We start from the raw sequence: 23,001 nt of genomic DNA on the forward strand, positions 1-23,001 counted from the left end.
TGCTGCCAACAGCTTGCAAGGATCGGCGGCGCAAGTTTGAACGAATTGCGCACACTCTGATCGGGCGAAAACGCCAGTGCCGGCGCCCGCCGATGGCACCCTCAAATATAAGTGTCAATTTCGCCCCTTCCCCGCGCATCTCTGGGTAGCAGTCCGTCGCCAAACGCCGAGGCTTCCGGAAGGTTCCGATCAATGGCCCAATCAGGTCGACGCGACAGGAACCGAAGCGACTTGTTCGGTGATCCATTCGCGGAAGGCGAGGCTGATCGGGTTTTCGAGTTTGCCTTCCGGAACGGCGAGATAATAATTGTTCTCCGTCTGCATCGGCCGGTCGAGAACGATGCGCAATGTTCCCGCTGCCAGCTCCTGCTCGATCAGATAGCGGGGCAGCAAGGCGAAACCGAGACCGGCCGTCGCCGCTTCGATCACCATCGAAAACTGATCGAAGCGGTTGCCGCGATAAGCACCGCGGCCGTCCATGCCGTTGGCCTCGAACCATTGCGCCCAGAGCTTGGGCCGCGTCGCCAGGTGCAGGAGCGGACCGCCGACGATATCCTCCAATGTCGAAACCGGATTGGCGGCAAGCAGCTTCGGGCTCGCAGCCGGGACGATGATCTCGCTGCAGAGATAGCTGCAGGTCGCATGCGCCCAAACCGGCTGGCCATAGTGGATGGCGATGTCGAAATTCTGCTCGTCGAAATCGAACGGCGCCGAGCGTGAGGCGATGTTGACCACCGTGTCGGGATGCTGACGAAGGAAATCGGGCAGCCGCGGCACCAGCCAGCGGCTGCCGAAGGTCGGCAGCGACGCGATCGACAGTGTGGAATCGGCGCGCGCCGAGGCCATCGCCCGCACCATCAGCTCTTCCGTCTGGTTGAGCAGGCGACGGACCTCGGGCAGGAACTTCTGCCCCGCCTCGGAGAGAATGACCCGCTGGCGCACCCGCTCGAACAGGAGCACGCCGAGCTGGTTTTCCAGATCCTTGATCTGCCGGCTGACGGCGCTCTGGGTGAGATTGAGCTCGGCGGCCGCCTGCGTGAAGCTGCCGTGCCGGGCTGCGCATTCGAAAGCCTGCAGCGTCGTAACGTCAGGAACCAGTCTGCGGCTTAACTTCATTCCAGCCTCGCATCAACATAGTCACAAGCAACGCGATCAATGCCCAGTTCCTTCAGATATGATCCGAAATGAGAATGACCTTGTCCTTCACCCATAGCGCGAGGCGAGCCCCAGTGAAAGAGAATAGTTTCGTATCCGCCGATGACATCCGTTCGGCCTTTTCCGCAGCCATGTCGGTCATGTACCGCGAAGAAGTGCCTGCCTACGGCACGCTGATGGAGCTGGTTGCCAAGGTCAACGACGATACGCTCAGTGCCGATCCGGCCCTCAAGCAACGCCTCGATGCGACGGATTCGCTCGATCGCATCTCCGAGGAGCGCCACGGCGCGATCCGCCTCGGCACACCTGCCGAACTGTCGATGATGCGCCGCGTCTACGCCGTCATGGGCATGTACCCGGTCGGTTACTACGATCTTTCGACCGCTGGCGTTCCGGTGCATTCGACCGCCTTCCGCCCGGTCGGCGACGCCGCCTTGAAGCGCAACCCTTTCCGCGTCTTCACCTCGCTTCTGCGCCTGGACCTGATCGCCGACGAGAGCCTGCGCGCTGAATCGGCAGCCATTCTTGCCGAGCGCCGGATCTTTACGCCCGTCGCCGTCGAACTCACCGAAAAGGCCGAACGGGACGGCGGCCTCGACAAGGCCGACGCTGAACGCTTCGTTTCCGAGGTGCTGGAAACCTTCCGCTGGCACGACAAGGCCAATGTCAGCGCCGACATGTACAAGCGCCTGCATGACGCCCACCGGCTGATTGCCGACGTCGTGTCGTTCAAGGGCCCGCACATCAACCACCTGACGCCGCGCACGCTGGATATCGACCAGGTCCAGGCGCTGATGCCGGAATATGGTATCGCCCCGAAGGCCGTCGTCGAAGGACCGCCGACGCGCAAATGCCCGATCCTGCTTCGCCAGACCTCGTTCAAGGCGCTGGAAGAAGCCGTGTCCTACCGCGATGCCGACGGCGAGTGGAAGGCCGGCTCGCACACCGCCCGCTTCGGCGAGATCGAGCAACGCGGCATTGCGCTCACCCCCAAGGGCCGCGCGCTTTATGACGAGCTGCTGGAAGCCTCGCGCAAGATCGTGCGTCCCGCAGCCGACGGCTCCAACGCCCGGCAATACGAAGCAGCACTGGCCAAGGCCTTCGAAAGCTTCCCGGATACCTGGGCAGGCATCCGCGAAGCCGGTCTCGGCTATTTCAGCTACTCGTTGACCGAGAGGGGCCGGATCACACGCATATCCGAACGTCGCGACCTCGACAGGCTAATCGCCGACGGCCTCGTACAGTTCGACGCCATCGTCTATGAAGACTTCCTGCCGGTCAGTGCCGCCGGCATCTTCCAGTCCAATCTCGGCGACGGCGCGCAGCAGGACTTTGTCGCAAGCCCGAACCAGAAGCGTTTCGAGATCGACCTCGGCGCCACCGTGCTCAATGAGTTCGATCATTATGCCGGCATCGAAGCGACATCTATCGAAAGCTGCCTGCGGGCCTTGACCGCAGCCATCGCTGCGGAATGATGTCGTCCCGATGATCGAACAGGCACACATCGACGCGCTGACCGGCATCCTTGGCGACAAGGGTGTGGTCACGCGCGCTGAAGACAGGCAAGCCTACGAGACCGGCGCCCGCTACGATCACGGCCTGGCCTCGGTCGTTCTGCGCCCGGCAACGACAGAGGAAACCTCGGCCACCGTTGCCTATTGCGTGCGCCACGGCATCGCCCTGATCCCGCAGTCGGGCAACACCGGACTGGTCTCCGGCTCAACCCCGGACGCATCCGGCAGCGAAGCGATCCTAAGCCTCGACCGCCTGACGAAAACCTTCGCGCTCGATCTCGACAACCGTTCGGTGCGCATCGATGCCGGGCTCCGACTGTCCGATCTCAACCGCCGGCTCGAAGAACATGGCCTGTTCTTCCCCATCGATCTCGGTGCCGATCCGCGCGTCGGCGGCATGATCGCAACCAACACCGGCGGCTCGCGCTTCCTGAAATATGGCGACGTGCGCCGCAATGTGCTGGGCATGACCGTCGTTCTCGCCGATGAAGACGGCACCGTGCTCGATCTTCAGTGTGACCTGCGCAAGAACAACACCGGCGTCGACTGGAAACAGCTGTTCGTCGGCACGTCGGGCGCCTTCGGCATTATCACCGAATGCGTGCTCAATCTGGAGCGCCTGCCGCAACAGACGGCAACGGCGCTTCTGGTGCCGGCAAGCGGCGCCCATGTGATGCCGCTGCTGCGCGCCATGGAAGAGCGGCTCGGCGCCTATCTCTCAGCCTTCGAGGGCATGTCGAGCAACGCTGTCAAGGCGGCATTCGCGCATGTGCCGTCGCTGAAGAACCCGTTCCAGGGCGGGCATGTGCCTGATTACGTCATCCTCGCCGAGATCAGCCGCAGCTGGGCACCACGCGAAGGCGAGCAGTCGCTCGACGCCGTGCTCGAAACCGTGCTGGCAGAAATCTGGGAGATGGAGACGGCACCGCTTGCCGATGCCTTCGTCGGTCCGCCGCATGAAATCTGGGCGCTGCGCCACGCGCTTTCGGAGGGTGTGAAGCACCTTGGCAAGCTGATCGCCTTCGACGTCTCCTTCCGCCGGGGTGACATCATGGCCTTCTGCGACCATATGAAAGCGGAAATGCCGAACAAGTTTCCAGGCGTCTCCGTCTGCGACTTCGGCCATATCGGCGATGGTGGTGTACACTTCAATCTCGTGGTGGCGAAGGACAGCCCGCTTCTCGGCGATCCGACTTTCGAGCCGCGTTTGCGAGAATGGGTTTTCGCCGTGGCCGTCGAGGAGTATCACGGCAGTTTCAGCGCGGAACATGCGATCGGCCGCCGCAACCAGGCCTATTACCACCTTTATACAAACGACAAACTCAAGGACATGGCCGCAGGCCTGAAGACGCTCACCTCGCCGGGGAAACTCGGCAGCGTGCGCTTCGGATAGGCCCGAGCGGAATGAGGAAAAGTGTTTGCGCTTTTCCGCCCACATTCCGCTCTAACCAATGATCTAAGACAGGAAAACGGGAGTCAGACCATGAACATTGCAACGAAGAAGATCGACGTCACCAAGGAAGCAGCAGCGCTGCTCGAAAAGATGGGCGTCGCCAAGGAACTCTACACCGGCGGCGACATGCCGTCCTTCAGCCCGGTTACCGGCGAGCAGATCGCCAGCCTGAAGACGGTTTCGGCCGCGGAAGCTGCCGCCAAGATCGACAAGGCCCATGAAGCCTTCAAGGCCTGGCGCCTGGTGCCGGCGCCGAAGCGCGGTGAACTGATCCGCCTGCTTGGCGAAGAGCTGCGCACCTTCAAGGCCGACCTCGGCCGCCTGGTTTCGATCGAAGCCGGCAAGATCACCTCCGAAGGCCTCGGCGAAGTCCAGGAAATGATCGACATCTGTGATTTCGCAGTCGGTCTGTCCCGCCAGCTTTACGGCCTGACGATCGCCACCGAGCGTCCCGGCCACCGCATGATGGAAACCTGGCATCCGCTCGGCGTCGTCGGCGTCATCTCCGCCTTCAACTTCCCGGTCGCCGTCTGGTCGTGGAACACGGCGCTGGCGCTCGTCTGCGGCAACTCCGTCGTCTGGAAGCCGTCGGAAAAGACCCCGCTCACCGCGCTTGCATCGCAGGCTATCTTCGAGCGTGCGCTTGCCCGCTTCGGCGATGCGCCGGAAGGCCTGTCGCAGGTTCTGATCGGCGACCGCACCGTCGGTGAAGTCCTGGTCGACAACCCGAAGGTGCCGCTGGTTTCGGCAACCGGTTCGACCCGCATGGGTCGCGACGTCGGCCCGCGCCTTGCCAAGCGCTTTGCCCGCGCCATCCTCGAACTCGGCGGCAACAATGCCGGCATCGTCTGCCCGTCGGCCGATCTCGACATGGCGCTGCGCGCCATCGCCTTCGGCGCCATGGGCACCGCCGGCCAGCGTTGCACCACCATGCGCCGACTGTTCGTGCACGAAAGCGTCTACGACCAGCTCGTTCCGCGCCTGAAGAAGGCTTACGGTTCCGTCTCGGTCGGCAACCCGCTCGAAACCACCGCCCTCGTCGGCCCGCTGGTCGACAAGGCTGCGTTTGACGGCATGCAGAAGGCGATCGGCGAAGCCAAGGCCCATGGCGGCACCGTCACCGGCGGCGAACGCGTCGAACTCGGCTATGCCAACGGCTACTACGCCAAGCCTGCCATGGTCGAAATGCCCAAGCAGGCCGGTCCGGTTCTCGAAGAAACCTTCGCGCCGATCCTCTACGTCATGAAGTACAGCGACTTCGACGCCGTCGTTGCCGACCACAATGCGGTCGCTGCCGGCTTGTCCTCGTCGATCTTCACCCGTGACATGCAGGAAGCCGAACTCTTCCTGGCGGTCGACGGCTCGGATTGCGGCATTGCCAACGTCAACATCGGCACCTCGGGCGCCGAAATCGGCGGCGCCTTCGGTGGCGAAAAGGAAACCGGCGGAGGCCGCGAATCGGGTTCCGATTCATGGAAGGCCTACATGCGCCGCGCCACCAACACGGTGAACTACTCGAAGGCTCTGCCGCTGGCGCAGGGCGTTTCGTTCGACATCGAATAACTGGCGACATCGAGTAGGATCGACCATGACCATCAACGCAACGGTCAAGGAGGCGGGCTTCAAGCCCGCCTCGCGGATCTCCTCGATCGGGGTATCCGAAATCCTGAAAATCGGCGCACACGCCCAAGCCATGAAGCGCGAGGGCAAGCCGGTCATCATTCTGGGCGCCGGCGAGCCGGACTTCGACACGCCCGACTATGTCAAGGATGCCGCCTGCACGGCGATCAAGCGCGGTGATACCAAATACACCGCCCTCGATGGCACGCCGGAACTGAAGAAGGCGATCCGCGAAAAGTTCCAGCGCGAGAACGGCCTTGCCTACGAGCAGGACGAGATCACGGTCGCCACCGGCGCCAAGCAGATCCTGTTCAACGCCATGATGGCGACGATCGATGCCGGCGACGAAGTCGTCATCCCGACGCCCTACTGGACCTCCTATTCGGATATCGTCCAGATCTGCGAAGGCAAGCCGGTACTGATCCCCTGCGACGCGGCCTCGGGTTTTCGCCTGACCGCCGACAAGCTGGAAGCGGCGATCACGCCGAAAACACGCTGGGTGCTGCTCAACTCGCCCTCCAACCCGTCGGGTGCCGCCTACAGCGCCGACGACTACCGGCCGCTGCTCGACGTGCTCTTGCGCCATCCGCATGTGTGGCTGCTGGTCGACGACATGTACGAACACATCGTCTATGACGGCTTCCGCTTCGTCACGCCTGCCCAGTTGGAGCCGCGCCTGAAAGACCGCACCCTGACGGTCAACGGCGTCTCCAAGGCCTATGCCATGACCGGCTGGCGCATCGGTTATGCAGGTGGTCCGCGCGACCTGATCAAGGCGATGGCCGTCGTCCAGAGCCAGGCAACCTCCTGCCCTTCGTCCGTCAGCCAGGCCGCTTCGGTGGCTGCCCTGACCGGCCCGCAGGAGTTCCTCAAGGAACGCACGGCCAGCTTCCAGCGCCGCCGCGATCTCGTCGTCTCCGGCCTCAACGCCATCGACGGCCTCGACTGCCGCGTTCCGGAAGGGGCTTTCTACACCTTCTCCGGCTGCGCCGGCATGCTCGGCAAGGTCACGCCTTCGGGCAAGACCATCGAGACGGACACGGACTTCTGCGCCTATCTGCTCGACGATGCCCACGTCGCCGTCGTTCCCGGCTCTGCCTTCGGCCTGTCACCGTTCTTCCGCATCTCCTATGCGACATCGGAAGCGGAGTTGAAGGAAGCGCTAACGCGCATCGCCGACGCCTGCGCGCGGCTTTCGTAACGCGGCATTCGCCCCTCACCCTAGCCCTCTCCCCGCTTGCGGGGAGAGGGGACACCGTCGAGCGTGCAGCCGCGGCCCACTTTCCCTGGATAAACAGGTTTTCACGTCAGCGCCGGTGCGCGCGGAAATAGCTGCGTCCCGATAAAGCTCGAGAGGGATCGTGGAGCACGCCGCATGTCCCTTCGCCCCGCCTGCGGGGAGAATGTTGCGGCAGCGGGATGAGGGGCAATTCCAAACTCCTCCCCTCAAAACGTCGGCGGCGTGCAGGCGCTGATCACCTCGCAAGGCACCGGCCCGACACACCGAAACCGGTGTGGCCGCCGGCTCTCGAAATAGTACGCATCCCCAGGCCCTAGAATCCGCCGCTCGTCGTCGACGGTCACCTCTATGCGCCCCGACAGCACGATGCCGCCCTCCTCGCCGTCATGCACCAGCGGTACTTTTCCGGTGTCCGCGCCCGGCTGATAACATTCCTTCAGGATCTGCAAGCTGCGGCCGAAGAGGTTTTCGCCGATCTGGCGATAGGAGATCGGGCCCTTGCCGATCTCGACCAATTCCTCCGCCGCATAGAACGCCTTGCGCGGTCGCTCCGGCTCGAACGAGAAGAATTCCGCCAGCCCGATCGGAATGCCGTCGAGGATGCGTTTCAGTGCGCCGACGGAAGGATTGGACGCGTTTGATTCGATCAGCGAAATCGTCGAGTTGGTTACACCGGCCCGTTTGGCCAGTTCACGCTGCGACAGATTGTGCATCAGCCTGAGGTGACGAAGCCGGTTTCCGATGTCGACGCTCATGGCTATCCATCCAGGTGTTCAGGTTGTTCGAAATACCGCAACTTCAAAGATATCGAACTATAAAAATCAATGGCTTGAATGACATCAGAAAAGGACTTGTTTGACAATTCAAATCATGGCGTCAATCGCCGACCTCAGGAGGATGCCATGAACCAGCACACGAAGCCCAACGCCCCGGTACTCGACAGCTACTGGATGCCCTTTACCGCCAACCGGCAGTTCAAGGCGGCACCGCGCCTGCTCGCCTCCGCCGAAGGCATGCACTACACCAGCACCGACGGCCGCACGATCCTCGACGGCACTGCCGGCCTCTGGTGTGTCAACGCCGGTCACGGTCGCCGCCAGATCGCCTCTGCGGTCGAACGCCAGCTGACGACAATGGATTTCGCGCCCTCCTTCCAGATGGGCCACCCGATCGCCTTCGACTTTGCCGAACGCCTCGCCGAGATCGCACCGGGTCCCGAAGGCCAGAAGCTCGATCGCGTGTTCTTCACCGGCTCGGGCTCTGAATCGGTCGACACTGCGCTGAAGATGGCGATCGCCTATCAGCGCGCGATCGGCCAGGGCACCCGCACGCGCCTGATCGGCCGCGAGCGTGGCTATCACGGCGTCGGCTTCGGCGGCATTTCGGTCGGCGGCATCCTCAACAACCGCCGCGTCTTCCCGCAGCTTCCCGGCTCCGACCATCTGCGCCACACCCACGATCCCGCCAAGAATGCCTTCGTCAAGGGCCAGCCCGAGCACGGCGCCGAGCTTGCCGACGATCTCGAACGGCTGGTGGCACTGCATGGCGCCGAGACCATCGCCGCCTGCATCGTCGAGCCGGTCGCTGGTTCGACCGGCGTGCTGATCCCGCCGAAGGGCTATCTCGAGCGGCTGCGCGCCATCTGCGACAAGCACGGCATCCTCCTGATTTTCGACGAGGTCATCACCGGCTTCGGTCGCCTCGGAGCGGCGTTTGCCACCGACTTCTTCGGCGTGACGCCTGATATGGTGACGGCTGCCAAGGGGCTGACCAACGGCGCGATCCCGATGGGCGCCGTCTTTGCCAGCCGCAAGGTGCACGACGCGCTGATGCACGGTCCGGAAAACGCAATCGAGCTGTTCCACGGCTACACCTATTCCGGTCACCCCGCCGCCTGCGCCGCCGGCATCGCCACGCTCGATATCTACCGCGACGAAGGCCTGATGACCCGCGCCGCCGATCTGCAGGACGCCTGGCACGACGCCATGCACTCGCTGAAGGGCCTGCCCTATGTCATAGACATCCGCACCATCGGCCTGATCGCCGGCATCGAGCTGCAGTCGCGCGACGGCGCCATCGGCGCCCGCGCCTATGACGTCTTCGTCGATTGCTTCGAAAAGGGCCTGCTGATCCGCGTGACAGGCGACATCATCGCCTTCTCGCCGCCACTGATCGCCGACGAAAATCACTTCGGAGAGATCGTCTCGATTCTCGGCGATGCGCTGAAACGCGCCAAGTAACGTGAAACGACACCGCCGCCGAAAATCTCGGCGGCGGTGTCGCTGTCTCAGATTCAACGCAGAATCCGGCTAACCGTCTTGGTGGGGGCGCTGCGCGCTAACGGATCAGCATCGCCCTGAAGTCATTGACATTGGTTCCGGTCGGGCCGGGCACGAACAGATCGTCGCCCGCCGAAAATGCCGACCAGGCGTCGTGGCGGGCCAGATGCGCGCGCGGATCGGCGCCCGCAGCCCGCATGCGGGCAACGCTTTTGCCATCGGCAAAGGCACCGGCATTGTCCTCGGAGCCGTCGATGCCATCGGTGTCCGCTGCAAGGGCGTCGACCCCGTCGAGCCCCTCGATGTCGAGCGCCAGCGACAGCAGCAATTCGCTGTTGCGGCCGCCCTTGCCGTAGTCCTTGCCTGTTATCGTCACCGTGGTCTCGCCGCCGGACAGGAGCACGACCGGCTTTTCGAACGGCCGATTGCGCAGCGCCACTTCACGCGCCAGAGCGGCATGCATGCGGCCGATATCCCGCGCCTCGCCTTCGATGGCATCCGACAGAATGCGGGCCTCGACGCCCAACTCTCTAGCCCTGCCCGCGGCCGCCTGCAGCGAGACGCTCGCCGAAGCGATCACATGGCATTCGTGCCTGCGGAAAATCGCATCCGATGGATCGGGCGCATGCGCTCGTTCGGATCGCAGATGCGCCATCACGCCTTCGGGAAGGACCATGCCATAGCGATCGACAATCTCAAGCGCTTCCTTCACGGTCGAGCCGTCCGCCACCGTCGGGCCGGAGGCGACGAAAGCGGGATTGTCGCCGGGCACGTCGGAGACGACGAGGGTGACGAGACGGGCCGGACCGGCGGCTGCAGCCAGACGCCCACCCTTGATGCGCGACACATGCTTGCGCACGACGTTCATCGCAGAGATCGGCGCGCCGGAGGCAAGCAGCGCCCGGTTGACGGCGATCTCTTCGGCAAGCGTCAGGCCCTCCGGCGGCGCCGGGAGCAGCGACGACCCACCGCCTGAGATCAGCGCAACGACCAGATCGTCTGCGGTCAAGCCTTCCACCAGCTTCAGCAGTTCTTCAGACGCCCGCAGGCCCGCCTCATCCGGCACCGGATGGGCCGACTGCAGCACGCGAATGCGCTCGCAGGGCTCGATCGGCCCGTGGCGGGCAACGACAGTGCCTGTCAGCGGGTGATCCCACAGTTTCTCGAAGGCCGCCGCCATCTTGCTTGCAGCCTTGCCAGCCCCGACGACGACCGTTCTCCCCTTCGGTTTTTCCGGCAGATGCGCACGGATCGCCTCATAAGGGTCGGCAGCACGCACGGCCGCCTCGAAAAGAGTGGTGAGAAAGGAACGCGCATCGAAATCTGCCATAGCCGTCAATCCGGGATTTCGAGGTCGTAGACGAAGATGCCGTCGATGCCGCCCTCTGCGGCTGCAACGATCTTCGCGCCGGTCTTCTGGTGCTCCGGATCGGCGAGATAGGCATCGCGCGCGCCGGCATCGGCGAAGTCGACGATGAAGCCTTCGGCATAGCCCTTGTCCATACCGATCTCCGGGCTGACATTGGCACCCTCATGGGTCGCAAGAAGGCCGGGAAGCCGGCTTTTCAGCCCGGCGATCTCGGCGAAGATCGACGTTTTCTCCTCCGCCGAAATTTCCGGACGGAAGCGAATGAAGACACAGTGGCGGATCATGATTTTCCTCAGCGGATTTCGGCGCGGGCACGCGGCCTGATATCGTTTCGTTCATGGGCGAAGATCGCCGGCGGCAGGGGCTGGCGCTCGCGAATGATGTCGGCGCCCTTTTCGCCCATCATGATCGTCGGCCCATTGGTGTTGCAAGAGGGAACGCGCGGCATGACCGAACTGTCGCAGACGCGAAGACCGTCGAGCCCACGCACCTTCAGATCGAGCCCGACGACGGCCATGGCGTCGGTGCCCATCTTGCAGGTGCCGACGGGATGGTGGTCGGTCTTGGCATTGGCGCAGCCGTAATCGAAGAACTGCTCATCGGAGACGACGCTATTGCCCGGCAAGCGTTCGGCCAGCACGAACGGCTTGAGTGCCGCCTGCTGCATGATCTCACGGGCGAGCTTAAGCCCTTCGATCGACATCTTGCGATCGTGCGGATCCTCCCAGTAGTTGGGATCGATCAGCGGTGCTGCGGCCGGGTCGGCTGCGGAGAGCCTGACGGTGCCGCGCGAGCGCGGATGCAGATAGGCAGAGTTCAAGGTCACGCCAGCGTTCTTCAGCTTTTCGACGCCGGCCTCGATGCCGGAGCCGAGGCCGAGGTGGAACTGGATATCCGGTGAGCGGGCGTCCGGATCGGCGTACCAGAAGCCGCCGGTCTCAAAGAGAGAGGACGCGACCGGGCCCGAGCGGAACAGCACATATTGCAGTCCGGCCCATAGCGTACGATGCAATTTCGCGACGCCATCATAGGTGTGATCGCCGGTGCACTCGGAAATCACGAACAGATCGAGGTGATCCTGCAGATTGCCGCCGACGCCGGGCAGGTCGTGCTTGACGCCGACACCCACCGACTTCAGGTGATCCGCCGGCCCGATGCCCGACTGCAAGAGCAGCTTCGGCGAGCCGATCGCGCCGGAGGTGACCAGGACCTCGCGCTCCGTCCGAATGGTTTCGCTACCCTTGGCCGTTACAACCTCGACGCCGACGGCACGGGTGCCCTCCAGCACGATCCGGGCGACGCGCGTGCCGGTGCGCACCGTCAGATTGCGACGATCCTTGATCGGCGAGAGATAGGCAAGCGACGCGCTCGACCGGCGGCGATTGCGCTGCGTCAGCTGGTAGAAGCCGACGCCCGCCTGCTGGCGACCGTTAAAATCGTGATTGTAGGGAATGCCAAGCTCCTGGCCGGCGCGGATATAGGCATCGCAGATCGGCAGTGTCGCCACGGGCATCGAGACGCCGAGCGGCCCGCCATAGGAATGATAATCGTCGGCAAAACGCTGGTTGTCTTCGGCGCGCTTGAAATAGGGGAGAACGCTGCGATAGTCCCAGCCGGTGCACCCGTCCTCCGATGCCCAGAGGTCGTAATCGGTGGCATTGCCGCGGGTGTAGAGCTGGGCATTGATCGACGAGCCGCCGCCGATGACTTTGGCCTGGGTATAGCGCAGCACCCTGCCCTTCATGTGCTTCTGCGGCACGGTCTCCCAGCCCCAGCTGGCAACGCCCTTGGTCATCTTGGCAAAACCGGCCGGCATATGAAACAGCGGGTTCCAGTCACCGCCGCCCGCCTCCAGCAACAGCACGCGCACGGACGGGTCCTCGGAAAGACGATTGGCGAGAACGCAGCCCGCGGGGCCGGCACCGGTGATGATATAGTCGTATGTCATTTGCTGTCTTCCTCCACGGCCCGACCATTTGGAACGATCCAAATTTCCGACGTGACAAACCCGAACTTTGCTCGCCCGTGCGAGCTGATGAATGACTGCACTTTTCCTAGAGTCTTCCGATCGACAGGCCGCCATCCGCCTGGATGACCGAGCCGGTGGCAAAACCGAATTTTCCGCCGGCAAGGCTGGCGGCGATATTGCCGATGTCTTCGGGCTCGCCCCAGCGCTTCATCGGCACCAGGCCACCGTCGATCAGGGCGTCGTACTTCGCCGAAACGCCGGCGGTCATGTCGGACCGGATGATACCCGGCCGGATCTCGAAGACGGCGATGCCGGTGTCGGCCAGTCGCAGGGCAAGTCCCTGGCTGAAGGCGGCAAGACCGGCCTTGCTCATGCAATAGTCGAGCCGTTCGGGCGAACTCATGGTCGCCGAAACCGAGGTGATATTGATGATCGAGCGTGCCGCCGCGCCGGGTTCGTCGGCCAGCATCGAGCGCAGCACCGCTTGCGTGAAGAACACCGTGCCGCGCAGATTGGTGGCAACGATCGTGTCGAAATTCTCCGGCTGCAGATCGAGGAAGTCACCGCGCACGACGGAGGCGATGCCGGCGTTGTTGACGAGGCAGCGGATCGGGCCCAAGTCCTTGCGGATACGCTCGACGGTCCCGGCATGCGCGCCGACATCGGCGAGATTGGCTTCGAGATAGATGGCGCGGCCTCCCCCAGCCGACAGTTCCGAAAGTGTCGCTTCCGTCGTCTGGTCGGCGGCGCCAAGGCCGGTCAGAGCGATATCGAAACCGTCGCGCGCCAGCGCGCGGGCAACGCCGAGGCCGATGCCGCGCCGGCCGCCGGTCACGATCGCAACGGGACGCGCCGATGTCGTCATGCTGTGAGCTCCTTGGCAACGATATGGTCGGCGACGCGCAACGCCTGTGCCGCCACCGTCAGCGCCGGGTTGACGGCGGCCGAGGTCGGCAGAAAGCCGGCGTCGACGACGAAAAGGTTTTGATGGTCGAAGGCGCGGCAATAGACGTCGAGCGGCGCCTTTGCCGGATCGGTGCCCATGCGGATCGTGCCGCACTGGTGCGACGGCGTGCGCTTGTCGAAGGCCTGGGACAGCACAATCGGATAGCCGGCAGCCTTGAAGTGCGCGCGCATCTTGGCTTCGAGCCCGGACAGCGCCTCCATGTTCGAGCGCCGCCACTGCATGATGATGCCGCGGCCGTCGACCATGATCCGGCTTTCCGGGTTCGGCAGGTCCTCCGTCATCATGTACCAGTCGACCGCGTGGCCGGCCATGAAGTCCAAGGCGAAACGCGGCGCCCACTTCGGCGCATTGGCCTTCAGGATGTCGCCGTTGATCTTGCCGAGCAGCTGGACATTGCCGAGCGGCAAGCCGTCCCGGCCGCCGGTCAAGTAATAATCGTTCAGCATTAGCGTCTTCTGGTAGATGCTGTCGTTGCGCCGGAACGGATTGATCGTCAGCATGGCGCTGCAATTGTGGTTCATGAAGTTTCGGCCGACCTGGTCGGAGGTATTGGCGAGCCCCTTGCCGTCGCCGGAACGCAGCAGGAGCGCGGCCGAGTTGATCGCGCCCGCCGACAGGATCACCAGTCTGGGCGACAAACGCTTCTTTTCGCCCCTCTCAGTGTAGTGGATCGCCTCTATCCGGCCGCTCGGACCTGCCTCCAGCGTGTCGACATGCGCCGATGTGATCAGCTCGATATTGGGGTCGTTCAGCGCGGCGGCCAGCGACGCGGTCTCGGCGTCCTTCTTGCCCTTGCCGGTGTTGGGAAACCCGTCCCAGGGCGTGCGCCCGCCGGCAAGCCAGGTGTCGATGTCGACCCCGAGCGGCAACGTCGCCGGATGGAGCCCCTGCGCCTTCAACTCGGCGCGGGCGCGGGCAATGGCCGGCTCGTCCGGCACCGGGCCGTGAGGATAGGGCGAGGCATGGAACGGCTCCGTCGGGTCGTCGCCCAATTCGCCGCGAACTTCGAACAATCGCTCGGCCTTGCCGTACCAAGGCTCCAGCTCGTCATAGGCAAAGGGCCAGGCCGGCGAGATGCCGCCGAGATGCTGCATCTCGGTGAAATCCTCGGCGCGGTAGCGCAGCAGCACCGCGCCGAAGAGCTTGGAGTTGCCTCCGACGAAATAGAAATTCCCCGGATTGAACTCAGTCCCATCAGCTTCGCGCCACATCTCCTTCGGCCGGAAATGGCCCTTGACGAAGATCGAGCTGTAGCTGCGCGCTTCCGGCGTGTCGGGCAGTCGTTCGCCGCGCTCGAGGATGACGATGCGCGCGCCGGAGCCGGCAAGTCCCGCCGCCACGGTGGAACCGCCAATGCCCGACCCGATGATGACGATATCCGGCTGCTGCATCGTTGGTTACGCGATCCGCTGCTGCGTCTGCGGATCGAAGAACACCGCCTTGTCGAGGTTGAAGGCGAGCTGCGAGGTCTGGCCGGGCGCGATGCGGGCGTCGGCACGCAGGCGGGCGACGACTTCCTTGCCGCCCAGCCGCGTGACCGCAAACGTGTCCGAACCGGCAGGCTCGACCACCTCGATCAGGCACTCGCCCTCGACGATCGCCTTGGCATTGCGGTCGGCGCCGTCAGGGTCGGTGAGCGCTTCCGGGCGAATGCCGAAGACGACGTCCTTGCCGGCATAGCCGGAGAGCGCGCCGCTGGCATGGGGCACGGTCAGCTTCATCGGCTCGGCATTCGGGCGCGCGAGCGTGACCGCGACATCGGCGCCGTTCTTTTCGATCCGCGCGGTCAGAAGGTTCATGGCCGGCGAGCCCATGAAGTCGGCGACGAACATGTTGGACGGGTTGTTGTAGATCTCTGCCGGCGTTCCGAACTGTTGCAGCACGCCGTCCTTCAGCACCGCGATCTTGGTTGCGAGCGTCATCGCCTCGATCTGGTCATGGGTGACGTAGACGATCGTCGTCTTCATCCGGTGGTGCAGGCGCTTGATCTCCGTGCGCATGTCAACACGCAGCTTGGCGTCGAGGTTCGACAGCGGCTCGTCAAACAGGAAGACCTGCGGGTTGCGAACGAGCGCACGGCCCATGGCGACGCGCTGGCGCTGGCCGCCGGACAGCTGGCTGGGTTTTCGATCCAGCAGATGGCCGATCTGCAGCATGTCGGCGACCTGCTTGATTGCCTTCTCGCGTTCGTCCTTCGGCACGCCGCGGATTTCCATGCCGAAGGCGATGTTGCCGGCGACCGTCATGTTCGGATAGAGCGCGTAGGACTGGAACACCATGGCGATGTCGCGCTTCGACGGATGCAGATCGGCAACCGACCGTCCATTGATGGCGATCTCGCCCGAGGTGATCGGCTCCAGGCCGGCAATGGTGTTGAGCAGCGTGGACTTGCCACAGCCAGACGGGCCGACCAGCACGAGGAAACCACCTTCGTCGATCTCCAGATTGATGTCCTTCAGGATCTCAAGCGAGCCGTAGGATTTGCGCAGGTTGCTGATTTTGAGGAACGACATGGGCTTATCCTTTCACGGCGCCGGACATCAGCCCGCGCACGAAGTAGCGGCCGGACACGATGTAGACGATGAGCGTTGGCAGGGCGGCGAGGATCGCGCCCGCGAAGTGAACGTTGTATTCCTTGACCCCGGTCGACGACGAAACCAGGTTGTTGAGCGCCACCGTCATCGGCGTCGAGGACGCGCCGGAGAAGGACGCCCCGAACAGGAAGTCGTTCCAGATATTGGTGAACTGCCAGATAACCGAGACGACGATGATCGGGCCGGATGACGGCAGCATGATCCGCCAGAAGATCTGGAAGAAGCTGGCGCCGTCGATCTGTGCGGCGCGCACGAGCTCCGTCGGGAAGGCTTCGTAGTAGTTGCGGAAATAGAGCGTGGTGAAGCCGAGGCCGTAGATCACGTGAACGAAGATCAGGCCCCAGATCGAGCCGGCAAGGCCGATGATCCCCAGCACGCGCGCCATCGGGATCAGCACGATCTGGAACGGGATGAAGCACGACAGAAGCAGCATGCCGAAGAAGATGTTCGCGCCGGGGAAACGCCATTTGGTCAGCACGTAGCCATTGAGCGCGCCGATGATCGTCGAGATCGCGACCGCCGGCACCACCATCAGGATGGAGTTGATGAAGAACGGCTTCAGGCCCGTCGGCTGCACACCGATCTGCGCCTTCGACCAGGCCTGAAGCCAGGGCTCGAAGGTCAGGGTCTGCGGCAGGTTGAGCATGCCGCCCTGGCGGATCTCGTCGAGCGGCTTCAGCGAATTGGCCAGCATCACGTAGAGCGGCAGCAGCGAATAAAGCGCAAAGACGATCAGGATCGTGTAGATCAGCGCCCGCATCAGGCGGTTGTGCGAGATGACATTGTCTGGGCTGGGGGCGCTCATGAGCGTTTTCCTCCGCGGATTTCGGAGTAGAGATAGGGAACGATGATCGAGAAGATCATCACCAGCATGATGATGGCCGACGAAGCGCCGATGCCCATCTGGTTGCGGGTGAAGGTGTAGGAATACATGAAGGTCGCCGGCAGTTCGGTGGCCTGGCCCGGCCCGCCGCCCGTCAGCGCGATGATCAGGTCGTAGGCCTTGATCGCCAGATGCGCGAGAACGACGAAGGCGGAAAGAAAGACCGGCCGCATCAACGGAATGATGATCCGCCGGTAGATCGTCGACGTCGGTGCGCCATCGATCTGCGCCGCCTTGATGATCTCGTTGTCGACGCCGCGAAGGCCGGCAAGGAACATCGCCATGATGAAGCCGGTCGATTGCCAGACGGCCGCGATCACCACGCAGTAGATGGCGTAGTTGCGGTCCTTGATCCAGTTGAACGAAAAGCTCTCCCAGCCCCAGAGGTGCATCGTGTTTTCAAGGCCGATGCCGGGATCGAGGAACCACTTCCAGGCCGTACCTGTGACAATGAACGACAGCGCCATCGGATAGAGATAGATCGGCCGCAAAAAGCCTTCCGCCCGGATCTTCTGGTCGAGCAGGATTGCCAGTCCAAGCCCCAGCACCGAGCAGATGACGATGTAGAGCGAGGCGAAGATCGCCAGATTGCTCACCGCCCGCCACCAGTGCGGCAGGGCCCAGAGCTTCTGATAATTGCTGAAACCGACGAAGTTGTAAGACGGCAGCATCTTGCTGTCCGTCATCGACAGGAAGCCGGTATAGGCGATGAAGCCATAAACAAAGATCAGGACGATAACGAAGCTCGGGGCAAGGACCAGTTTCGGTATCAGGTCCTGCAGGCGACTGCGGTTATCCATGAACGTTCACCACTTCTGGCGCTCAGCCATCAGGGACCCTCCCCGGTACGGCATCCACGCAGGTTCTTGGTATCAAAACGCCTCCTCGCGTCCGCGGTGAAACGCGGCGCTTGAAAGACGCTTGCATGTCAGAATGGGTGTCCGGGACGCCTGTTTCGCGTCCCGGACCGGGTCTTGCCCGTTACTTCGCAGCCGCAACGGCGGCGACGAGTTCCTTGACTGCCTCGTCGGAGGTCAGTTCACCGTTGAACTCGCGCGTCACGACGTCGTAGATCGCGTTCTTGACGGCAGCCGGATTGGCATGGCCATGGGCCATCGAACCGAACAGCGTGCCGTTGGTGTTGGCTTCGGCGAGATCCTTGATGCCCTTCTTGCCGCAAGCGTCGAAGTCCGTGTCCGGAACGTCGGTGCGGGCCGGAACCGAACCCTTGACGACGTTGAACGCCGACTGGAAGGTCGGGCTTTCGATCGCCGATGCCATTTGCAGCTGAGCCGGGATCTTGTCGTCGGCAACCTTGAACATCGCGAACTGGTCGGAGTTGAAGGTGACGGAGCCCTGCGTGCCCGGGTAGCGCATGCAGACGAAATCGGTGCCAGGCACCTTCTTCGCCTTCAGGAACTCACCCTTGGCCCAGTCGCCCATGAACTGCATGCCGGCCTTGTTCTCGATGACCATTGCCGAAGCAAGGTTCCAGTCGCGACCGGAGAAGTTGTCGTCGACATAGGAGCGCAGCTTCGTCATGCGATCGAACGCCTCCTTCATCTTGTCGCCACCGAGTGCTGCCGGGTCGAGGTCGATGAAGGCCTGCTTGTAGAAATCGGTGCCGAGCGAGAGCACGACAGCGTCGAAAATCGTCGCGTCCTGCCACGGTTGGCCGCCATGGGCGATCGGCGTGATGCCCTGAGCCTTGAAGTTGTCGAGGAGCGCGACGAGCTCTTCCCAGTTGGTCGGCTCCTTGCCGCCGGCCTTGTCGAGAGCTGCCTTGTTGATCCACACCCAGTTGGTCGAGTGGACGTTGACCGGAGCGGCGATCCAGTGGCCGTCATACTTCGAGAACTGCTGCAGGGCCGTCGGGATGACCTTGTCCCAGCCTTCCTTGGATGCGGTCTCGTCCAGGTTGCCGAGCGCGCCTTCCTTGGCCCAGTCGAGAATGTCGAAGCCGAGCATCTGCACGGCGGTCGGGGCGTTGCCCGAGGTGACGCGAGCGCGAAGCACGGTCATCGCTTCCGTACCGCCGCCGCCGGCGACCGGCATGTCGGTCCAGGAAATGCCCTTGCCTTCGAGGTCCTTCTTCAGGACGTCGAGCGCGGCAGCTTCGCCACCGGATGTCCACCAGTGCAGCACTTCCACGTTCTCTGCTGCGCGCGCGGCCGTGGCCGCCATCATCAGCGCCACAACAGCCGTCGTCGTCATCAACTTGCGCATCGTTATCCTCCCGTTTGCAAGTTATCGAAGCGGAACCTCCTCCCGCCTCGGATATCGCACCGCCTAAGGCGGCGGCTGGCCAATTTAAAACGTTATAAATTCAGCAAGTCAAGCATTCCGCACGCGTGCGCTTCTCCACCTCAAGAAGCAATTGAATTTACTGACTTATATACAGCTTCAGACGTTTCGCAGTGCAGCAATCCTTGCCGCGACGCAAGATTTAAAACGTTTTCATGATTCGATTGCCTAAGCGTTCGCGCCACGTTACAAAAGCCGCTCTTGACCGCCTTGAGGATGACTAGCATTGGCCGATCCCTCCAAGCCCGCCCGTTCCGAAGACAATGGCCTGGCCGCCCGACGCGGCAAGCCGACCCTTCGCACGATCGCCGATATCACCGGCCTTGCGGTCACCACCGTTTCGCGCGCGCTTGCCGAAGCGCCGCAGATTTCCGCCGAGACGCGCAGACGGGTGCGCGAGGTGGCGATCGAAATCGGCTACTCGCCCGACCGCGCCGCCCAGCGTCTGAAGACGGGCCGGACCAACGTCATTGCCGTCCTGCTCGACCCGCATGAGGAAATCCTCGGCTACGGCACCTCGATCATGAACGGTATCTCCAAGGCGCTGCAGGGCACGTCCTACCACGTGATCGTCATGCCGAACTTCCTCAACACCACCAATGTCGAGGCGGTGAACTACATCACGCGCAACAGCATGGCGGACGGCGTGATCTTCTCGCGCACAGAGCCGCTCGATCCGCGTGTCATGCTGCTTTCCGAGATCGGCTTTCCATTCGTCACCCACGGTCGCACCGAGCTTTCGACCCCGCACGCCTATGTCGACTACGACAACTTCACCTTCTCCTATCAGGCGACGCGCCGGCTGATCGCCAAGGGACGGCGCAAGCCGGCGCTGATCAGCGGCCCGGCCGGCTTCACCTTCGCCGGCCATCTGCAGCACGGCTTCATGACCGCCGTGCGCGAGGCGGGCTGCGCCTATGAAATCCTCTCCGGCATCGATCTCGACAGCCCGGCCGGCGACATTCGCGACCGGGTGCGCCAGCGCTACAGCGAGCCCGATCCGCCCGACAGCTTCATGTGCGGCGGCGAGGTCTGCGCGCTCGCCACCATCACCGGCATGAGCGATTGCGGCCTGACGCTCGGCAACGAGTATGACATCGTCGCCAAGCAGACGTCGCACTTGCTGGGCGCGATCCAGCCCCAGGTGGAGACGATCTACGAGGACCTGACGGCCACCGGTGAAGACATGGGCCGCGTGCTGCTGCAGCGTATCGGCGGCGAAACCGACGTCAGCAAGCTGCAGCTGCTGCTTTCTCCGCAGATCCCCGCCAACTGGTAGATACCGGGCCGAGGCGCACGACAACGGCAGGCCCGCGGCGCGCGATGGCGCCTCGTCCCGTTTCGTTGTTGCGATCCCTGCCCTCATCATCCGTCTCCTCACATCCCGCGATTAGCGCGGCATCCACCAACCGGTGCGCGCGCCGATATGCATGTTGAGCGTCTTGGTCTCGGTATAGTCTTCGACCGCATGGCGGCCGAGTTCGCGGCCAAGGCCGGACTGGCGATAGCCGCCGAACGGCAGCTCGGATGCCCCGTCCATGAAGGTGTTCATCCAGACCGTGCCCGCGCGCACGCGACGACCGATGGTCATGCAGGTGTCGAAGTCGCGGCTCCAGACGCCGGCCGAAAGACCGTAGTCGATCGAATTGGCAATACGGATGGCCTCGTCGGTGGTCTCGAAGGTCAGCACCGACAGCACCGGCCCGAAAACTTCTTCACGGGCAACGGCCATGTCGGGCCGAACCTGAGAAAGAATGGTCGGCGCCATGAACTGACCCATGCCGAGATCGAGCGTTTCGCCGCCATGAGCGACCGCTGCACCGTCCTTCGATGCGGCAGAAACATAGCCGGCAATCTTTTCCAGGTGCTGCGGCGTGATGATCGCCCCAACCTGGGTTTCCGGGTCGAGCGGATCGCCGACCTTCACCTTGGCCGAGAGCGCCGCGATGCGCGCCGTCACCTCGTCGGCGATATCGCGATGAAGGATCAGCCGCGAGCCGGCATTGCAGCATTCACCGGCGTTGAAATAGGCACCGAACACCGCCGCGTCGATGAACTCGTCGAGGTTGGCATCGGGAAAGACGATCTGCGGGTTCTTGCCGCCGAGTTCGAGCGACACCTTCTTCAAGGTCTGGGCGGCATTGGCCATCGTCAGACGGCCGACGCCGGTCGAGCCGGTAAACGAGATCATGTCGACATCGCCATGCGTCGTCATCGGCGCGCCGACCTCCGGACCCGTGCCGGTGACGATGTTGACGACACCGGCCGGCACGCCGGCAGCTTGAAGAATCTCGCCGAGCACCAGCGTCGAGGCGGAGGTCATTTCGGAAGGCTTGACCACCGTCGTGCAGCCGGCGGCGAGCGCAAAAGGCAGCTTCTGGCTGACGATCAGGAACGGGAAATTCCACGGTGTGATGATCGAGATGACGCCGATCGCTTCACGCAGGACGACGCCGAGCGTGCCGTCTCCCAGCGTATTGTAGCTTTCGCCGTGAAGATCGCGGGCAAGGGCTGCGGCATAGCGCCAGATATCGGCAGCGCCGCCAAGCTCACCCTTTGCCTGGCTGATCGGCTTTCCGGATTCGATCGCATCGAGGAAGGCAAGCTCGTCGGCGCGTGCCGCGATCATATCTGCGGCCCTGAGCAGGACAAGCGATCGCTCGGACGCCGTCATACGTGGCCAGGGACCATCGTCGAAGGCGCGGCGGGCGGCGGCGATCGCGCGTTCGGCATCGACGCCGGAGGCCGCCTGATATCGGCTGACGACGACACCGTGGCCCGGTGCGACGCGCTCGATGGTACGTCCGTCAGCGCTGTCGACCCATTTGCCGTCGATCAGCATCTGGAACGTGCGCACCTTGTGATCGTTGAGTGCCTTGGGCCTCACCAGAACCGTCATTACCATTCTCCCTTGAACTGGGCTTCGCGCTTTTCGGTAAAAGCGGCGACGCCTTCCCTGAGATCGCCGGTCTTGGCGACGAGGATGGAGCCGAGCGCTTCGACCGCAGCACCTTTGTCCTCGCCGTCAGCGCAAGCGATCATCAGCTTTGAAATTTCGAGTGCGGCCGGACCGCGCTTGGCAACGCGCGCGGCGTAGTCCCGCGCGGCCTGCATCACCGTGTCGGTCTCGACGACCGCATCGACCAGGCCTTCGGCCTTCGCGATCTCGGCCGTAAACATCTCGCCGCCGAGCACCATCCTGCGAACGATCTGGGCGCCGAAGCGGGTGACGAGACGCTGGGTACCCGACCAGCCGGGAACCATGCCGAGGCTCGTTTCCGGCAGGCCGATCCTGATCTGGCTTTCGGCAATGCGAATGTCGGCTGCGGCAGCCAATTCCAGCCCGCCGCCGAGCGCATGGCCGTTGAGGGCCGCAATGACGGGCATTCTGAGCGTTGCCAGCCGTTCGAAGACGCGATGACCGAAGCGCACCCAGTCATGGCCGAAGGCGACCGCATCCATGCCTCCCCAGGCCTTGATGTCGCCGCCGGCCGAAAATGCCTTGCCCTCGCCCGTCAGGATCAGCACGCGGACCTCGCGGTTCGCCTCGACCGTGTCGCAGGCGCCAGCCAGAGCCTTCAGCATGTCGATGTCGAAGGCATTGAGCTTTTCGGGACGGGCAACGGTCATCGTGGCGATTGCGCCGTCGATGGC

The 23,001-nt window shown here is 63.4% G+C and carries 19 protein-coding genes; 6 read left to right on the plus strand and 13 right to left on the minus strand.

Features of this window, described 5'->3' with window-relative positions; genetic code table 11:
• Positions 1 to 201: 201 nt before the first annotated feature.
• Positions 202 to 1,116: a LysR family transcriptional regulator gene (locus tag AC07UR_RS15130; protein WP_209790383.1), complete on the minus strand. Its 915-nt coding sequence runs from the start codon at positions 1,114 to 1,116 to the stop codon at positions 202 to 204.
• A 113-nt stretch (positions 1,117 to 1,229) separates the two neighbouring features.
• On the opposite strand from AC07UR_RS15130, the gene hglS reads away from it, so the two are divergent.
• The 4 genes from hglS to AC07UR_RS15150 all read left to right on the plus strand — a co-directional run bounded on the left by hglS (position 1,230) and on the right by AC07UR_RS15150 (position 6,943).
• Positions 1,230 to 2,630, plus strand: coding sequence for a 2-oxoadipate dioxygenase/decarboxylase HglS (hglS, locus tag AC07UR_RS15135; protein WP_209790382.1), 1,401 nt, complete (start codon positions 1,230 to 1,232; stop codon positions 2,628 to 2,630).
• Between the two features lie 10 nt (positions 2,631 to 2,640).
• Positions 2,641 to 4,062, plus strand: a complete 1,422-nt coding sequence (locus AC07UR_RS15140; protein ID WP_209790381.1) for an FAD-binding oxidoreductase — start codon at positions 2,641 to 2,643, stop codon at positions 4,060 to 4,062.
• A 90-nt stretch (positions 4,063 to 4,152) separates the two neighbouring features.
• Positions 4,153 to 5,685, plus strand: coding sequence for an L-piperidine-6-carboxylate dehydrogenase (gene amaB / locus AC07UR_RS15145; protein ID WP_209790380.1), 1,533 nt, complete (start codon positions 4,153 to 4,155; stop codon positions 5,683 to 5,685).
• Positions 5,686 to 5,710: 25 nt separating this feature from the next.
• A complete protein-coding gene (locus AC07UR_RS15150; protein WP_209790379.1) occupies positions 5,711 to 6,943 on the plus strand; it encodes a pyridoxal phosphate-dependent aminotransferase in 1,233 nt (410 codons plus the stop codon).
• A gap of 245 nt (positions 6,944 to 7,188) precedes the next feature.
• On the opposite strand, the gene AC07UR_RS15155 is transcribed toward AC07UR_RS15150, so the two are convergent.
• Positions 7,189 to 7,737, minus strand: coding sequence for a cupin domain-containing protein (locus AC07UR_RS15155; protein WP_065794728.1), 549 nt, complete (start codon positions 7,735 to 7,737; stop codon positions 7,189 to 7,191).
• Positions 7,738 to 7,884: 147 nt separating this feature from the next.
• On the opposite strand from AC07UR_RS15155, the gene aptA reads away from it, so the two are divergent.
• Entirely contained in the window at positions 7,885 to 9,222 is a 1,338-nt protein-coding gene (gene aptA, locus AC07UR_RS15160; RefSeq protein ID WP_209790378.1) for an omega-aminotransferase AptA, read from the plus strand.
• A 97-nt stretch (positions 9,223 to 9,319) separates the two neighbouring features.
• On the opposite strand, the gene AC07UR_RS15165 is transcribed toward aptA, so the two are convergent.
• The 9 genes from AC07UR_RS15165 to AC07UR_RS15205 form a co-directional block, all read right to left on the minus strand.
• Positions 9,320 to 10,591 (minus strand): glycerate kinase type-2 family protein, encoded by a 1,272-nt coding sequence (locus tag AC07UR_RS15165; protein WP_209790377.1) that lies wholly within the window; start codon positions 10,589 to 10,591, stop codon positions 9,320 to 9,322.
• Between the two features lie 5 nt (positions 10,592 to 10,596).
• The gene (locus tag AC07UR_RS15170) at positions 10,597 to 10,914 is read right to left on the minus strand and encodes a Dabb family protein (RefSeq protein ID WP_176354287.1); all 318 of its coding nucleotides are present in this window, start codon (positions 10,912 to 10,914) and stop codon (positions 10,597 to 10,599) included.
• 8 nt (positions 10,915 to 10,922) lie between these two features.
• Positions 10,923 to 12,578: a GMC family oxidoreductase gene (locus AC07UR_RS15175; protein WP_209790376.1), complete on the minus strand. Its 1,656-nt coding sequence runs from the start codon at positions 12,576 to 12,578 to the stop codon at positions 10,923 to 10,925.
• A gap of 106 nt (positions 12,579 to 12,684) precedes the next feature.
• The gene (locus tag AC07UR_RS15180; protein ID WP_209790375.1) at positions 12,685 to 13,464 is read right to left on the minus strand and encodes a 3-ketoacyl-ACP reductase; all 780 of its coding nucleotides are present in this window, start codon (positions 13,462 to 13,464) and stop codon (positions 12,685 to 12,687) included.
• The gene (locus AC07UR_RS15185) at positions 13,461 to 14,957 is read right to left on the minus strand and encodes a GMC oxidoreductase (protein WP_209790374.1); all 1,497 of its coding nucleotides are present in this window, start codon (positions 14,955 to 14,957) and stop codon (positions 13,461 to 13,463) included. The genes AC07UR_RS15180 and AC07UR_RS15185 overlap by 4 nt, the downstream gene beginning before the upstream one ends.
• A 6-nt stretch (positions 14,958 to 14,963) precedes the next feature.
• A complete protein-coding gene (locus AC07UR_RS15190) occupies positions 14,964 to 16,079 on the minus strand; it encodes an ABC transporter ATP-binding protein (protein ID WP_115418910.1) in 1,116 nt (371 codons plus the stop codon).
• 4 nt (positions 16,080 to 16,083) lie between these two features.
• Positions 16,084 to 16,965, minus strand: coding sequence for a carbohydrate ABC transporter permease (locus tag AC07UR_RS15195; RefSeq protein WP_173418414.1), 882 nt, complete (start codon positions 16,963 to 16,965; stop codon positions 16,084 to 16,086).
• Positions 16,962 to 17,843 (minus strand): carbohydrate ABC transporter permease, encoded by an 882-nt coding sequence (locus AC07UR_RS15200; protein ID WP_173418415.1) that lies wholly within the window; start codon positions 17,841 to 17,843, stop codon positions 16,962 to 16,964. Before AC07UR_RS15200 ends, AC07UR_RS15195 begins: the two co-directional genes overlap by 4 nt.
• Before the next feature lie 181 nt (positions 17,844 to 18,024).
• A complete protein-coding gene (locus AC07UR_RS15205) occupies positions 18,025 to 19,257 on the minus strand; it encodes an ABC transporter substrate-binding protein (RefSeq protein ID WP_412728368.1) in 1,233 nt (410 codons plus the stop codon).
• A gap of 316 nt (positions 19,258 to 19,573) precedes the next feature.
• Here AC07UR_RS15205 and AC07UR_RS15210 point away from each other — a divergent pair, with 316 nt between their 5' ends.
• Positions 19,574 to 20,626, plus strand: a complete 1,053-nt coding sequence (locus AC07UR_RS15210; protein ID WP_209790372.1) for a LacI family transcriptional regulator — start codon at positions 19,574 to 19,576, stop codon at positions 20,624 to 20,626.
• Between the two features lie 111 nt (positions 20,627 to 20,737).
• Here AC07UR_RS15210 and AC07UR_RS15215 read toward each other — a convergent pair whose 3' ends face one another.
• Together AC07UR_RS15215 and AC07UR_RS15220 are read right to left on the minus strand one after the other, a co-directional pair.
• Positions 20,738 to 22,246, minus strand: coding sequence for an aldehyde dehydrogenase family protein (locus AC07UR_RS15215; protein ID WP_209790371.1), 1,509 nt, complete (start codon positions 22,244 to 22,246; stop codon positions 20,738 to 20,740).
• Positions 22,246 to 22,977 carry an enoyl-CoA hydratase/isomerase family protein gene (locus tag AC07UR_RS15220; RefSeq protein WP_234941839.1) on the minus strand — a complete coding sequence of 244 codons (732 nt, stop codon included), beginning with the start codon at positions 22,975 to 22,977 and terminating at the stop codon, positions 22,246 to 22,248. Before AC07UR_RS15220 ends, AC07UR_RS15215 begins: the two co-directional genes overlap by 1 nt.
• Between the last annotated feature and the right edge of the window lie 24 nt (positions 22,978 to 23,001).

This window comes from Ensifer sp. GW821-FHT05G01 (genome assembly GCF_059419585.1).

Bases quoted from the DNA above. Each gene is read 5' to 3' on its own strand.
- AC07UR_RS15130 (WP_209790383.1), bottom strand. From the start codon at position 1,116: ATGAAGTTAAGCCGCAGACTGGTTCCTGACGTTACGACGCTGCAGGCT.
- AC07UR_RS15140 (WP_209790381.1), top strand. From the start codon at position 2,641: ATGATCGAACAGGCACACATCGACGCGCTGACCGGCATCCTTGGCGAC.
- amaB (WP_209790380.1), top strand. From the start codon at position 4,153: ATGAACATTGCAACGAAGAAGATCGACGTCACCAAGGAAGCAGCAGCG.
- AC07UR_RS15150 (WP_209790379.1), top strand. From the start codon at position 5,711: ATGACCATCAACGCAACGGTCAAGGAGGCGGGCTTCAAGCCCGCCTCG.
- AC07UR_RS15155 (WP_065794728.1), bottom strand. From the start codon at position 7,737: ATGAGCGTCGACATCGGAAACCGGCTTCGTCACCTCAGGCTGATGCAC.
- aptA (WP_209790378.1), top strand. From the start codon at position 7,885: ATGAACCAGCACACGAAGCCCAACGCCCCGGTACTCGACAGCTACTGG.
- AC07UR_RS15165 (WP_209790377.1), bottom strand. From the start codon at position 10,591: ATGGCAGATTTCGATGCGCGTTCCTTTCTCACCACTCTTTTCGAGGCG.
- AC07UR_RS15170 (WP_176354287.1), bottom strand. From the start codon at position 10,914: ATGATCCGCCACTGTGTCTTCATTCGCTTCCGTCCGGAAATTTCGGCG.
- AC07UR_RS15175 (WP_209790376.1), bottom strand. From the start codon at position 12,578: ATGACATACGACTATATCATCACCGGTGCCGGCCCCGCGGGCTGCGTT.
- AC07UR_RS15180 (WP_209790375.1), bottom strand. From the start codon at position 13,464: ATGACGACATCGGCGCGTCCCGTTGCGATCGTGACCGGCGGCCGGCGC.
- AC07UR_RS15185 (WP_209790374.1), bottom strand. From the start codon at position 14,957: ATGCAGCAGCCGGATATCGTCATCATCGGGTCGGGCATTGGCGGTTCC.
- AC07UR_RS15190 (WP_115418910.1), bottom strand. From the start codon at position 16,079: ATGTCGTTCCTCAAAATCAGCAACCTGCGCAAATCCTACGGCTCGCTT.
- AC07UR_RS15195 (WP_173418414.1), bottom strand. From the start codon at position 16,965: ATGAGCGCCCCCAGCCCAGACAATGTCATCTCGCACAACCGCCTGATG.
- AC07UR_RS15200 (WP_173418415.1), bottom strand. From the start codon at position 17,843: ATGGATAACCGCAGTCGCCTGCAGGACCTGATACCGAAACTGGTCCTT.
- AC07UR_RS15205 (WP_412728368.1), bottom strand. From the start codon at position 19,257: ATGACGACGACGGCTGTTGTGGCGCTGATGATGGCGGCCACGGCCGCG.
- AC07UR_RS15215 (WP_209790371.1), bottom strand. From the start codon at position 22,246: ATGACGGTTCTGGTGAGGCCCAAGGCACTCAACGATCACAAGGTGCGC.
- AC07UR_RS15220 (WP_234941839.1), bottom strand. From the start codon at position 22,977: ATGACCGTTGCCCGTCCCGAAAAGCTCAATGCCTTCGACATCGACATG.